Source organism: Pseudomonas sp. IT-P258, assembly GCF_949767825.1.
GTDB lineage: Bacteria > Pseudomonadota > Gammaproteobacteria > Pseudomonadales > Pseudomonadaceae > Aquipseudomonas > Aquipseudomonas monachiensis.
This window is the reverse complement of the sequence record NZ_CATKPU010000021.1, coordinates 179097-192406: the sequence shown is the minus strand read 5'-3', so window position 1 is coordinate 192406 and position 13310 is coordinate 179097. Positions and strand designations below refer to the sequence as shown.

General features: G+C 59.7%; 13 protein-coding genes. 10 read left to right on the top strand and 3 right to left on the bottom strand.

Annotated elements, in window-relative coordinates:
* Nucleotides 1–17 precede the first annotated feature (17 nt).
* A complete protein-coding gene (locus ACM6G4_RS08115; protein WP_056726535.1) occupies nucleotides 18–1013 on the bottom strand; it encodes an ArsR/SmtB family transcription factor in 996 nt (331 codons plus the stop codon).
* Between the two features lie 261 nt (nucleotides 1014–1274).
* Here ACM6G4_RS08115 and tkt point away from each other — a divergent pair, with 261 nt between their 5' ends.
* From tkt to fba, 6 genes are all read left to right on the top strand, one after another.
* Entirely contained in the window at nucleotides 1275–3272 is a 1998-nt protein-coding gene (tkt, locus tag ACM6G4_RS08110; RefSeq protein WP_056726536.1) for a transketolase, read from the top strand.
* Between the two features lie 172 nt (nucleotides 3273–3444).
* Entirely contained in the window at nucleotides 3445–4497 is a 1053-nt protein-coding gene (epd, locus tag ACM6G4_RS08105) for an erythrose-4-phosphate dehydrogenase (protein WP_056726537.1), read from the top strand.
* 12 nt (nucleotides 4498–4509) lie between these two features.
* Nucleotides 4510–5673: a phosphoglycerate kinase gene (locus tag ACM6G4_RS08100; RefSeq protein ID WP_056726538.1), complete on the top strand. Its 1164-nt coding sequence runs from the start codon at nucleotides 4510–4512 to the stop codon at nucleotides 5671–5673.
* A gap of 34 nt (nucleotides 5674–5707) precedes the next feature.
* Nucleotides 5708–5929: a hypothetical protein gene (locus ACM6G4_RS08095; protein ID WP_056726539.1), complete on the top strand. Its 222-nt coding sequence runs from the start codon at nucleotides 5708–5710 to the stop codon at nucleotides 5927–5929.
* Between the two features lie 56 nt (nucleotides 5930–5985).
* On the top strand, nucleotides 5986–6327 hold the full coding sequence (locus tag ACM6G4_RS08090) for an MliC family protein (RefSeq protein ID WP_414913444.1): 342 nt from the start codon (nucleotides 5986–5988) through the stop codon (nucleotides 6325–6327).
* A 119-nt stretch (nucleotides 6328–6446) separates the two neighbouring features.
* Entirely contained in the window at nucleotides 6447–7511 is a 1065-nt protein-coding gene (fba, locus tag ACM6G4_RS08085; RefSeq protein WP_007981624.1) for a class II fructose-bisphosphate aldolase, read from the top strand.
* 87 nt (nucleotides 7512–7598) lie between these two features.
* Here the strand turns inward: fba and ACM6G4_RS08080 are convergent, their stop codons facing one another.
* A complete protein-coding gene (locus ACM6G4_RS08080; RefSeq protein WP_056726541.1) occupies nucleotides 7599–8267 on the bottom strand; it encodes a polysaccharide lyase family 7 protein in 669 nt (222 codons plus the stop codon).
* A gap of 323 nt (nucleotides 8268–8590) precedes the next feature.
* On the opposite strand from ACM6G4_RS08080, the gene ACM6G4_RS08075 reads away from it, so the two are divergent.
* The 3 genes from ACM6G4_RS08075 to ACM6G4_RS08065 are packed head-to-tail and all read left to right on the top strand — an operon-like array spanning nucleotide 8591 to nucleotide 11582.
* Nucleotides 8591–10714 (top strand): putative bifunctional diguanylate cyclase/phosphodiesterase, encoded by a 2124-nt coding sequence (locus ACM6G4_RS08075; RefSeq protein ID WP_223541339.1) that lies wholly within the window; start codon nucleotides 8591–8593, stop codon nucleotides 10712–10714.
* A gap of 45 nt (nucleotides 10715–10759) precedes the next feature.
* Nucleotides 10760–11248: a M48 family metallopeptidase gene (locus ACM6G4_RS08070; RefSeq protein ID WP_046039320.1), complete on the top strand. Its 489-nt coding sequence runs from the start codon at nucleotides 10760–10762 to the stop codon at nucleotides 11246–11248.
* Nucleotides 11249–11285: 37 nt separating this feature from the next.
* Nucleotides 11286–11582, top strand: a complete 297-nt coding sequence (locus tag ACM6G4_RS08065; RefSeq protein ID WP_008050237.1) for a winged helix-turn-helix domain-containing protein — start codon at nucleotides 11286–11288, stop codon at nucleotides 11580–11582.
* A gap of 141 nt (nucleotides 11583–11723) precedes the next feature.
* Here the strand turns inward: ACM6G4_RS08065 and ACM6G4_RS08060 are convergent, their stop codons facing one another.
* Complete coding sequence (locus ACM6G4_RS08060; protein WP_056726543.1) at nucleotides 11724–12176, bottom strand: GNAT family N-acetyltransferase; 453 nt, start codon at nucleotides 12174–12176, stop codon at nucleotides 11724–11726.
* 258 nt (nucleotides 12177–12434) lie between these two features.
* Between ACM6G4_RS08060 and ACM6G4_RS08055 the strand changes: the two genes are divergently transcribed.
* Nucleotides 12435–13172, top strand: a complete 738-nt coding sequence (locus ACM6G4_RS08055) for a substrate-binding periplasmic protein (protein WP_056726544.1) — start codon at nucleotides 12435–12437, stop codon at nucleotides 13170–13172.
* The last annotated feature ends 138 nt before the right edge of the window (nucleotides 13173–13310 follow it).

Here is a 13310-nt window from a genome sequence, read left to right as displayed (position 1 = left end):
TCGATGTTTTCCTGAAATTACCGATGGTGAGTGTCGCCAGCCGGTCGCTGAAAATGGCGGACCTGGATCTGGAAACCATTACGTAAGCCTACATAGAGGCTTTCCCCGGGAACGAGTCCCGCAGCGGTGGCCCAACGGGCCAGATCGTCCTGTTCAAACCCCAGCCAGAGATCACCGCAGGCCTCCTTGGCCCAACTCTGGTTGTGGCTACATAACTCTGTCACTAACAGGCTACCGCCTGATTGCAGCAAATTGGCCATGTGCTTGAGCGCATCGGCCGGCGCGGCAAAATGGTGCAGCACCATGTTCAGTACAACGCAATCGGCCTTGAGGCTGACGCCGTTCAATGCATCGGCCAATTGCAGACTAACGTTAGTCAGCTTGTCGCGTTCGCAGACCTGGCGCGCCAGTTCGAGCATTGCGCTGCTGTTATCCAGCGCCGTCACCTGCGCGAAGCGGCGCGCCAGTTCCGGCAGGAATGCGCCGTCTCCGGGGCCGACTTCAATGGCCGTGGCGTCTTTGTCAAAACTCAGCTTGTCGAGCAGGGCCACCACGCTTTCGCGGTATTGCGGCAGGCCGGCGATCAAGTCTTGCTGGGCGCGAAACTTTTCCGCCACCCGTGAGAAAAAGTCCTGGCTGGCGGCCGCCCGTTGCCCATGGACCTGAGCGATGCGCGACTGTACGTCAGTCGGCAGCGTCAGGTTGTCCACCTCTTCGAGCAAGGCGGCGTGCAATTTGCCACCCGGCAGTTCGGTGTGGGGCAGGGCGCGACGGTAGAAAATCGCGTTGCCTTCGCGGCGCGTCGCCACCAGGTCGGCCTGGGCCAGTACCTTGAGGTGGTGGCTCATGCCTGACTGACCGATGCCGAAGATCTGCGCCAGCTCCAGTACGCCGAACGAGTCGTTGGCCAGTGCGCGTAAAACATTCAACCGCAGAGGATCGCCGCCAGCCTTGCACAAGGCCGCCAGCTCATCGCAATCGTCGTGTTGAATGGATGGCACGCGTAAATTCATAAGGCCGGCAGTCTAGTCACGGGTCGAAGGCATCGCAAGAGCAATATCAAAAAGTTTTGATATTGCTCGATAGATGGCACTTCTTAACGTTAGCTTCTGTCAACAAACGGATGGCGGAAAGGTTTCACCAAGCGAAACCGTCGTTATCCATTGGAAAAACGCCTTCAGATGACTATCTATCATTGCCCCGAGGCGTCCCGGTGAGGGAAAATGCTCGCCTTTTTTCCGTTTCGTTTTATTCAAGCCCCCAGGAGAACAGCGATGCCTAGCCGTCGTGAGCGTGCCAACGCCATTCGTGCCCTCAGCATGGATGCCGTGCAAAAAGCCAACAGCGGCCATCCCGGTGCCCCGATGGGTATGGCGGATATCGCCGAGGTACTTTGGCGCGACTACCTCAAGCACAACCCGAGCAATCCATCGTTCGCCGACCGTGACCGCTTCGTGCTGTCCAACGGCCACGGCTCGATGTTGATCTACTCGCTGCTGCACCTGACCGGCTACGACCTGTCGATCGACGACCTGAAGCAGTTCCGTCAACTGCACAGCCGCACCCCGGGCCACCCGGAACTCGGCTACACCCCGGGCGTCGAAACCACCACCGGTCCACTGGGCCAGGGCCTGGCCAACGCCGTGGGTTTTGCCCTGGCTGAAAAAGTCATGGCGGCGCAATTCAACCGTCCTGGTCACAACATCGTCGACCACCACACCTATGTGTTCCTGGGTGATGGCTGCATGATGGAAGGCATTTCCCACGAAGTCGCTTCCCTGGCCGGTACCCTGGGCCTGGGCAAGCTGATCGCCTTCTACGATGACAACGGCATCTCCATCGATGGCGAAGTCGAAGGCTGGTTCACCGACGATACGCCGAAGCGTTTTGAGTCCTACAACTGGCAAGTGATCCGCAATGTCGACGGTCACGACCCGGAAGAAATCAAGACGGCGATCGACACTGCACGTAAAAGCGAGCAGCCAACCCTGATCTGCTGCAAGACCACCATTGGTTTCGGTTCGCCGAACAAGCAAGGCAAGGAAGATTGCCACGGCGCTCCACTGGGTGACGCGGAAATCGCCCTGACCCGTGCGGCGCTGAAATGGAACCACGGTCCGTTCGAAATTCCGGCCGATATCTACGCCGAGTGGGATGCCAAGGAAGCAGGTCGCGCCGTGGAAGCCGAGTGGGACCAGCGTTTCGCCGCTTACTCCGCCGCGTTCCCGACTGAAGCCAGCGAACTGGTGCGTCGTCTGAGCGGTGACCTGCCAGCTGACTTCAGCGAAAAAGCCTCGGCCTACATCGCCGAAGTGGCGGCCAAGGGCGAAACCATCGCCAGCCGTAAAGCCAGCCAGAATGCCCTGAACGCGTTCGGCCCGTTGCTGCCTGAGTTCCTCGGCGGTTCGGCTGACCTGGCCGGTTCCAACCTGACCCTGTGGAAAGGCTGCAAAGGCGTCACCGCCGAAGACGCCAGCGGCAACTACATGTACTACGGCGTGCGCGAGTTCGGCATGACCGCGATCATGAACGGTGTTGCCCTGCACGGTGGCCTGGTGCCTTACGGCGCGACCTTCCTGATGTTCATGGAATATGCCCGCAACGCGGTACGCATGTCGGCCCTGATGAAGCAGCGTGTGATCCACGTCTACACCCATGACTCCATCGGTCTGGGCGAAGACGGCCCGACTCACCAGCCAATCGAGCAACTGGCCAGCCTGCGCTGCACGCCGAACCTCGATACCTGGCGCCCAGCCGACGCCGTTGAATCGGCGGTGAGCTGGAAATACGCACTGGAGCGCAAGGACGGTCCTTCGGCCCTGATCTTCTCCCGTCAGAACCTGCAGCACCAGACCCGCGACGCCGGCCAGATCGCCGACATCAGCCGTGGTGGCTATGTGCTGAAAGACTGCGCGGGCGAGCCTGAGCTGATCCTGATCGCCACCGGTTCGGAAGTCGGCCTGGCCGTTCAGGCCTTTGACAAACTTACCGAGCAGGGCCGCAAGGTTCGCGTGGTTTCCATGCCGTGCACCAGCGTGTTCGATGCCCAGGAAGCAGGCTACAAGCAATCGGTCCTGCCGTTGCAGGTCAGCGCCCGTATCGCCATCGAGGCCGCTCACGCGGACTACTGGTACAAGTACGTGGGCCTGGAAGGCCGCGTGATCGGCATGACCACCTACGGCGAGTCGGCGCCTGCTTCGGCCTTGTTCGAAGAGTTCGGCTTCACCCTGGAAAACATCCTGGGTCAGGCTGAAGAGCTGCTGGAGGACTAAGCACGACGCGGTGGTTTCACGACCACCGCGGTCCCCTGTAGGAGCTGCCGAAGGCTGCGATCTTTTGATCTTGTTTTTAAGATCAAGGTCAAAAGATCGCAGCCTGCGGCAGCTCCTACAGGGTTTGTGAAGTTAACGAGATTTCGATCCGCCCGCGTCTATCGAGAACCCCATGCCTCAACCGCGTCCCTACAAAGTTGCACTCAACGGCTACGGCCGGATTGGTCGTTGCGTCTTGCGTGCGTTGTTCGAGCGAGGCTCGACGGCTGGGTTCGAGATTGTCGCGATCAACGATCTGGCGGACATGGCCAGCATCGAATACCTGACACGCTTCGACTCCACCCACGGCCGGTTCCCTGGCGAAGTGAAGGTCGACGGCGATTGTCTGCATATCAATGGCGACTGCGTGAAGGTCCTGCGCAGTGCCACCCCCGAAGGCATCGATTGGGCGTCCCTGGGCGTCGATCTGGTGCTGGAGTGCTCCGGCGCTTACCACACCCGCGAAGACGGCCAGCGTTTCCTCGACGCCGGCGCCCCGCGTGTGCTGTTTTCCCAGCCGATGGCCAGCGAGACGGACGTCGACGCGACCATCGTCTACGGCGTGAACCAGGATTGCCTGACTGGCGACGAGTTGCTGGTGTCCAACGCGTCCTGCACCACCAACTGCGGCGTGCCGTTGTTGCGTCTGCTGAATCAGGCCATTGGTCTGGATTACGTGTCGATCACCACCATTCACTCGGCCATGAACGATCAGCCGGTCATCGATGCCTACCACCACGAAGACCTGCGCCGTACCCGTTCGGCGTTCCAGTCGGTGATTCCGGTGTCCACCGGTCTGGCGCGAGGTATCGAGCGCCTGCTGCCGGAACTTGCCGGCCGAATTCAGGCCAAAGCCGTGCGGGTGCCGACGGTCAACGTGTCCTGCCTCGATATCACGATGCAGACCGCCACCGCGACCGACGCCACCGAGGTCAACCGGATCCTGCGCGAAGCCGCCACCAGCGGCCCGCTCAAAGGCCTGCTGGCTTATACCGAGTTGCCTCACGCAAGCTGTGATTTCAACCATGACCCACATTCGGCCATCGTCGATGCCAGTCAGACCCGCGTTTCCGGCCCACGGCTGGTGAACATCCTGGCCTGGTTCGACAACGAGTGGGGTTTTGCCAACCGAATGCTGGACGTTGCAGAACACTATCTGCAAACAGCAACTTCAAAAAAACCGTAGGAAGTGCGACCCATGACCGTGTTGAAGATGTCCGACCTCGATCTGCAAGGTAAGCGCGTATTGATCCGCGAAGACCTCAACGTCCCAGTCAAGGACGGTGTTGTCACCAGCGATGCGCGTATCCTGGCCTCGCTGCCGACCATCAAGCTGGCCCTGGAAAAAGGCGCGGCCGTGATGGTCTGCTCGCACCTTGGCCGTCCGACCGAAGGCGAGTTCTCGGCCGAGAACAGCCTCAAGCCAGTCGCCGACTACCTGAGCCGTGCCCTGGGTCGTGAAGTGCCGCTGGTAGCCGATTACCTGGGCGGTGTCGACGTGAAAGCGGGCGACATCGTGCTGTTCGAAAACGTGCGCTTCAACAAGGGCGAGAAAAAGAACGCTGACGAACTGGCCCGGCAATACGCCGCCCTGTGCGACGTGTTCGTGATGGACGCCTTCGGCACCGCTCACCGTGCCGAGGGTTCGACCCACGGCGTGGCCAAGTTCGCCAAAGTCGCTGCTGCCGGCCCGCTGCTGGCCGCTGAACTGGAAGCACTGGGCAAAGCCCTGGGCGCCCCGGCCCAGCCGATGGCGGCCATTGTTGCCGGTTCCAAGGTGTCGACCAAACTCGACGTGCTGAACAGCCTGAGCCAGATCTGCAACCAGTTGATCGTTGGTGGCGGTATCGCCAACACCTTCCTGGCCGCCGCCGGTCACCCGGTCGGCAAATCCCTGTACGAGCCGGACCTGCTGGACACCGCGCGCGCCATCGCCGCCAAGGTCAGCGTACCGCTGCCAGTAGATGTGGTGGTTGCCAAGGAATTCGCCGAAAGCGCCGTTGCGACCGTCAAGCTGATCGCTGACGTCGCTGCCGACGACATGATCCTGGACATCGGCCCGCAGACCGCTGCCAACTTCGCCGAGCTGCTGAAGTCGTCGCAAACCATCCTGTGGAACGGTCCGGTCGGCGTGTTCGAATTCGATCAGTTCGGTAACGGTACCAAGGTGCTGGCCCAGGCCATCGCAGACAGCGCAGCGTTCTCCATCGCTGGCGGCGGCGACACCCTGGCGGCCATCGACAAATATGGCGTGGCCGAGCAGATCTCCTACATTTCTACCGGTGGCGGCGCGTTCCTCGAATTCGTCGAAGGCAAGGTCCTGCCAGCCGTTGAAGTCCTGGAAAGCCGGGCCAAGGCCTGAGGGTCGCCCGTTTGACCAGGCAGGGAGTGTTGAAATGGTCAAGACGTTAGCGCTGTTGATCGTCGCAGGTTCGCTGGTGGCGTGCGGGAGTAACCCGAAGGCCACCCCGGAGCCTGCGCCGTCCGAGTCGGACAAAGGCTGCTACCAGGCTGACTGGCAGGCGGAAACCAACCCGGTGCTCAACAAGCGTTCCGGGCCGGAAGGCCTGGACAAATACGAGACCCAGGCACCCGCCAAGGAACATGGCTGCCCTTGACGGGTCTGACTCATTACTCAGGGCTGGCAGCGTGCGCCGTCAGTCGAGGGACACGGATGAAAGGTTTTATCGCCGTTGCGGCGCTGACGTTGTTGGCCGGTTGTGCTCAGTTCAATCAGTTGAACCCGTTCCAGTCGTCCGCGCCTGTGGATAACTGGACCACCTGGACCTGCGACAGCCAGGCCAAGGTGCTGTGGCGCTACACCGACGACAGCCGCAGGGAAGTCGACGTGCGCCTGGGCGGTGCCGATCAGGTCTACCGCCTGAAGCAGGAACCGGGTGCATCGGGTTCGCTGTACAGCAATGACATGCTGGCGTTCCACATAAAAGGTGAGGAAGGCCTGGTTTACTGGGTCGCCACCAATGATTTGATCGGCCGTGGTTGCAAGGCCGAGTAAAACGAAGAACACCGAATCCGCAGCCCGGCTTAACCCCCGATCTGCAAAAACTTGAATAGCCGCCGCCGCTCCGGCAGGCTGGCACGATTAACGACCCTCAACCGGGAGAGATACACACAATGGCACTTATCAGCATGCGCCAGATGCTGGACCACGCAGCCGAGTTCGGCTACGGCGTTCCAGCCTTCAACGTCAACAACCTTGAGCAGATGCGCGCCATCATGGAAGCCGCTGACAAGACTGACTCCCCGGTGATCGTCCAGGCTTCGGCCGGTGCTCGCAAATACGCCGGCGCACCGTTCCTGCGTCACCTGATCCTGGCTGCCATCGAAGAATTTCCGCACATCCCGGTGTGCATGCACCAGGACCACGGCACCAGCCCTGACGTCTGCCAGCGCTCCATCCAGTTGGGCTTCAGCTCGGTGATGATGGACGGTTCCCTCGGTGAAGACGGCAAGACCCCGACCGACTACGACTACAACGTCCGCGTTACCCAGCAAACCGTCGCCATGGCTCACGCCTGCGGTGTTTCGGTAGAAGGCGAGCTGGGCTGCCTGGGTTCGCTGGAAACCGGCATGGCCGGTGAAGAAGACGGCATCGGCGCCGAAGGCGTCCTGGATCACAGCCAGATGCTGACCGACCCGGAAGAAGCCGCTGACTTCGTAAAACGCACTCAGGTGGATGCCCTGGCCATCGCCATCGGCACCAGCCACGGCGCCTACAAGTTCACCAAGCCGCCTACCGGCGACGTGCTGGCCATCGACCGTATCAAAGAGATCCACAAGCGCATTCCGAACACTCACCTGGTGATGCACGGTTCGTCTTCGGTTCCGCAAGAGTGGCTGGCGATCATCAACCAGTACGGCGGCGACATCAAGGAAACCTACGGCGTACCGGTTGAAGAAATCGTCGAAGGCATCAAGCACGGCGTGCGCAAGGTCAACATCGACACCGACCTGCGCCTGGCATCCACTGGCGCCATGCGTCGCCTGATGGCCACCAACCCGAGCGAGTTCGACCCGCGTAAATTCTTCGGCGCCACCGTCACCGCCATGCGCGATGTATGCATCGCTCGCTACGAAGCCTTCGGCACTGCCGGCAACGCTTCGAAGATCAAGGCGATCTCGCTGGAAGGCATGTATCAGCGTTACCTGAAAGGTGAGTTGAACGCCAAGGTCAACTGAGCCTGAGCGTTAAACTGCCTTGATGAAAAACCCGTCGAGAGGCGGGTTTTTTGTGGGCCAGAGAAATGTATGCCACGGGCTATCGGGCTATTGATTGTGATCGATATCCAGCTTGCTGAAGGTCACCTTGCCGCCTTCGGTGGTGTACCCGGTGTTGTCCTGCACATAGACCCCGGCCTTGAAGTACAGCGGTTTGTCGCGCCAGGTTGTGCTGATTTGCGTATCCCACTGATAACCTGCCGCGCTGATGCCCAAGGCGCCACCGGGGCTGAGGTGTATGAGGTAGTTGAACTCCTGGTCGAGTTTCACCCCCGTCGCAACGATGATCACCCGGCCAGTATCGTCATCGGGATGCATCCGGACCTTGGCGACGATATTGCCGGTGCCTGTACTGGTTTTGTATTGGTATTCGACCTTCACCAGAGGTTTCTGGCTTTGATAGGCATGGATCTGGCCGATGACGACCTTCCCGGAACTCGGCACCTGGTTTACTGCCAAAGTGGCATACAACAAATTGTCGGCCTCCGGGTAGTACCAGTTTTTCAACGTGCCGTTGCTGTAGGTTTCACGCAATTCGGTGCGCGGATAAATCGCGTTTTCGGTACGGGAACCGGTCACGGGCGTCCAGAAAAACAATGTGCCGGTGTCGGAATGGAAGTATTGATCCTTGAAGCCATCCACCAGTTTGGCGGTTTCGACGGTGTACGGCGGGCTGCCAACGGGAACGCTGAGGTTCCAGGTTGCGAGGTCGATCATGTCGGTTCTTCCACTGGGTTCATGCTGCACGGGCGTGCCAGAAGCTCTAGATCGCACCTTTGGGGCGGCCTTTATAAGCGTAGCGGGGGATTTTGTTAATGCTCCCCTGACGGGTGGTTGACGTCAACATCCTGTCGAAATGCCATCTTTCGGGTTTTCACCGGACTGGGCATTCGACCGTTAGTCGGTAAAAAGACACAATGATTAAGTGGTGGCTCACTGACACCTTCTGCTTTTGCAGAACCGGGTCTAGAGTGAGGGCACAGTATTTGTCCGGTTTTCACGAGAAACCGGCCTGACACCCCCGCAATTAGAGAAGCAGCATGGAATGCGCGCAACCCACGCCAGTAGAAGGCGGCTCAACCCTTTTAGTCGTCGACGATTACCCTGAAAACCTGATCAGCATGCGCGCGTTGTTACAGCGCCAGGGCTGGCGGGTCATTACTGCCACCTCGGGTTTCGAGGCTCTCGGCTTGTTACTTGAACACGAAATCGACCTGGTGCTGCTGGACGTGCAGATGCCGGGCATGGACGGTTATGAAGTGGCACGCCTGATGCGCGGTAGCCAGCGAACCCGTCTCACCCCGATCATTTTCCTGACCGCCAACGAACAGTCCCAGGACGCCGTGATCAAGGGCTATGCCAGTGGAGCGGTGGATTACCTGTTCAAACCGTTCGACCCACAGATCTTCACGCCCAAGGTCCAGGCGTTGCTCGAACACCAGCGTAACCGTCGGGCCCTGCAGCGTCTGAGTCACGATCTGGAAGCCGCTCGTGCCTTTAATGCGTCGGTGCTGGATAACGCAGCCGAAGGCATTCTGGTGTTGGGCGAGGACGGTCTGATTCGTTTTGCCAATCCGGCGATGTCACGGTTGCTCAATGCCACGGTGCAGGAACTGCAAGGCAAGGAGTTTCTGGACTACCTGCAAAAGCCGCATATCCCGATCTGGGCCGATTCCGAGTTGCTGGCCGGATACAAGCGCGGCGAAACCTTGCGCCTGCACGATGCCCAGTTACGAACCGCGCCCGGCCAGCAGGTGCCGGTGGCCTTGTCCTGCGCGCCATTGCCCGCCGAGCAACACGCGATGGTTGTGACCGTGCTGGACATGTCGGTGGTGCGCCATCTGCATCAACAACTGGAATTTCAGGCGGTTACCGATCCGTTGAGCGGATTGCTCAACCGTCGGGGTTTCTACCAGACCGTAGAGAACCTGCTGTTGCGCGGTGAGCGTTCCAACAGCTCCTGGGTCTTGATGTACCTGGACCTCGACGGCTTCAAGCGAGTCAACGATTCCCTCGGGCACGATGCCGGCGATCGGGTGCTGCGCTGGGTCTCCGAACAGTTGAAGGCTTGCCTGCGGCCCTTCGACATTCTGGCGCGGATGGGCGGTGACGAGTTCACCGCGCTGCTGGATCTGGAGTTCCCCGAGCAGGCGGCGAAGATTGCCGAGAAGCTGATCGAGCGAGTGTCGATCTGTCAGCAGATCGATGGCCTCGATATCGCCCTGGGTGCCAGCATCGGCATTGCCACGTTCCCTGAATGTGGCGCCAATCTCGACGGCATGCTGCGGGCGGCCGACATCGCCATGTACGAAGCCAAGCGTGCCGGCCGCCAACAATATCGTTTCTACGATCATGAAATGAACGGCCGGGCGCGCACGCGGCTGATGCTGGAAGAAAGTGTGCGCACAGCCATCGAGAATCGGGATTTCAATCTGGTGTATCAGCCTCAGGTTGCGATTTCCGACGGGCGGATTCGGGGTTTCGAGGCCTTGTTGCGCTGGCAGCATCCGAGCGTTGGCGATGTCCCGCCGGGGCTGTTTTTGCCATTGCTGGAGGAGGCACGGCTGATCAGTCGCCTGGGCAGCTGGATCTACCATCGCGGCGCCGGGCAGCGTAAAGCCTGGGAATCCCTGTTTGCCGAGGACCTGGTGCTCGGCGTCAGCTTGAGCAGTACGCAGTTCGGCATGCCCAACCTGGTCACCGAGTTGCGCCAGGTGCTGGAGCGCCATGGCCTGCAACCGCATCATCTGGAGGTCGAGGTCACGGAAGAGGCCTTGATGCACAACCCCGAAGAAACCCGCAAGCAATTGCGCCTGCTGCACAATCTGGGCGTACGCGTGGCATTGGATGACTTCGGGGCCGGACCTTGCTCCCTGACGCACCTGCGTGACCTGGAGCTGGATACCCTCAAGATCGACCGCCATTTGATCGCCCGGTTGCCGGAGTCGGCAAGGGATGCGGCGCTGGTGCGCAGTGTGATCGACCTGTGCAGACAGTTCGGGATGCTGGTGATTGCCGAAGGGGTGGAAACCGTCGCGCAGTATGAATGGCTGCAAGCCAATGGCTGTGCATATGTGCAAGGTTTTCTCGTGGCCCGGCCGCTGATGGCCGAAGACACCGGGGCCTTTGTCCAGCCGTTTGACTGGAGCGCGCTGCCTCGCTGAATTCGCTACACTGGCGACCTTTCAGTGACCTGTATTGCCGCCCCGATGACCGTGTTGAAATATCTCCAGGCTTATCCCGCTACCTTGCAGGATCAGGTGCGCCAGCTGATCGCCGACGGTCGGCTGGGCGACTACCTGAGCCAGCGTTACCCGCAAAAGCACGGGGTGCAGAGTGACAAGGCGCTGTACACCTATGCCCTGGACCTCAAGCAGGAATACCTGCGTAATGCCCCGGCCATCGACAAGGTGCTGTTCGACAACCGTCTGGACCTGACCCACCGTGCCCTTGGCCTGCACACTACGATTTCCCGGGTGCAGGGCGGCAAGCTCAAGTCCAAGAAGGAAATCCGCATCGCTTCGCTTTTCAAGGAGGCGCCTTCCGAGTTCCTGAAAATGATCGTGGTGCATGAGCTGGCGCACTTCAAGGAGTCGGACCACAACAAGGCGTTCTACAAACTGTGCGAACACATGCTGCCGGGTTATCACCAGGTGGAATTTGATGTGCGGGTATACCTGACATGGCGGGATCTGTAGGAGCTGCCGCAGGCTGCGATCTTTTAAGGAGCATTGGATGGACGTGAGCAAGACCAAGAGCAGCTTCTATCGCCGGTTGTACGTGGCGTACCTTATCGACAGCGGGCTGGCCAGCAGCGTCCCGACACTGACCGAGGTCACCGGCATGCCCCGGCGCACGGCGCAGGACACCATCGCGGCGTTGGCGGATCTGGATATCATTTGTGAGTTCGAGCAGGAAGAGGGCGCGCGCAACCATGCGGGGCGCTATCGGATTCGCGAGTGGGGGGCGATTGATCGCGGGTGGATCGAGCGTAATCTGCGGCAGATCAAGGCGGTGCTGGAGTATCCCTGAAATCTTTTCAGAGGATTGACTGGCGCCTTCGTCGGAACGCCGCCCGGAGCAAGCCCGCTCCCACATTTGATCTCTATCGCACACAAAGTCTGTGTTCACTGCTGATCTGATGTGGGAGCGGGCTTGCTCGCGAAGAGGCCCTTACGGACGACGCATGCCAATGTGTGGAATGCCATCCTCGACAAATTCCTCACCCGTCACGACAAACCCGTACCGCCCGTAATACCCCTGCAAATGCGTCTGGGCCGAGAGGTAGATCGGCGTTTGCGGCCAGCGTTCTTCAATCTGCTTCAATGCCTGCTCCATCAACTCATGTCCAAGCCCGGCACCTCGTGCTTGTGGAGCAATGATCACCCGACCGATCACTACGTCCCCGCCTTGCAGTTCCGGGTCGAGCAGCCGCAGATAGGCCACCAGTTGATTGTTGTCCCAGGCCATCAAGTGACAAGTGTCACCTTCCAGGTCCTGGCCATCCACGTCTTGATAAGCGCATTGCTGCTCGACGACGAACACTTGCGCACGCAACTGCAAAATGGCGTATAGCTGTTCCTTGCCCAGGTCGCTGTGGTGTTTGCAAATCCAATCGACTGTCATGTTTTGATTCCCTGAAAACGTCGTTCCGATACTAAGCGCACTCACGCCAGAAGTCTTTATGGCGGAAGAATCTGTGACAAAGGCCAAAATGCCATCATTCATTTTTCGCGCGGATGTCTTCTTTGTGTAATCTGGATCGCAGCGCTGGGTTGTTGCTTCGATGAGCTAATGTTGAGTACCCGGGTCCTGCCGGTAAGGGGGGCTTGGGGTTTTGGCTGAAAACACGTCGGGCAACCCGCCCGCTAAGGATTTTCTGGCATGCCGCGATTGCATCGAGCGTTGGCCTTGATTGGATTGCTGTGGCTGGCTCAGGGAGCGGCTGCAGAAAAACTGCGGTTGGTTGCTGATGCCTGGCCACCCTTTACCGACTCCACGCTCGTCAACGGTGGTCTGGCCACGGACATTGTCAGTACCGCGCTCGCCAGGGCTGGTTATGCCAGTGATTTCGAACAGGTGCCCTGGGCACGGGCCTTGATGGGATTGGGCGAGGGTCGATACGACGTGCTGGTCAACGCCTGGTACACCGAGGAGCGAACCAGGCTTGGCCAGTTTTCCGGCGAGTACCTGCTCAATCGCGTGCGTTTTCTCAAGCGCAAAGATGCGCCCATCGAATTCAATAACCTGCAGCAATTGCACACTTATCCGATTGCCATCGTGCGTGGATACGCCTATTCGCCTCCGTTCGACAACGACGAGTCGTTGCAGAAAATCCCCGTGCACAGTTTCGCCATGGCGGTGCGCATGCTCGCGGCCGACCGGGTCAAGCTGACGCTGGAAGATGAATTCGTCGCCCGCTACTACCTGGCCCGTGAGTCACCCAAGGTGCGAAACGCCGTGGAGTTCCTGCCCAAGCCATTGAGCGAGAACAGCCTGCATATCATGGTCAGCCTGAAGAATCCCGAGCATGCACGGATCGTCGCCGGTTTCGACCGGGAGATCGCGGCGATGAAGGCGGACGGGAGTTATGACAAGTTGATTAAACAGCACGGGATGTGAGTGGGTTGAGCCAGTTTCTGTGCTGTTGCTGATGGCCTCTTCGCGGGCAAGCTCGCTCCCACACTAGATCTTCAGTCGACACAAATTTTGTGAACACAAGAGAACCCCTGTGGGAGCGAGCTTGCTCGCGATGAGGGC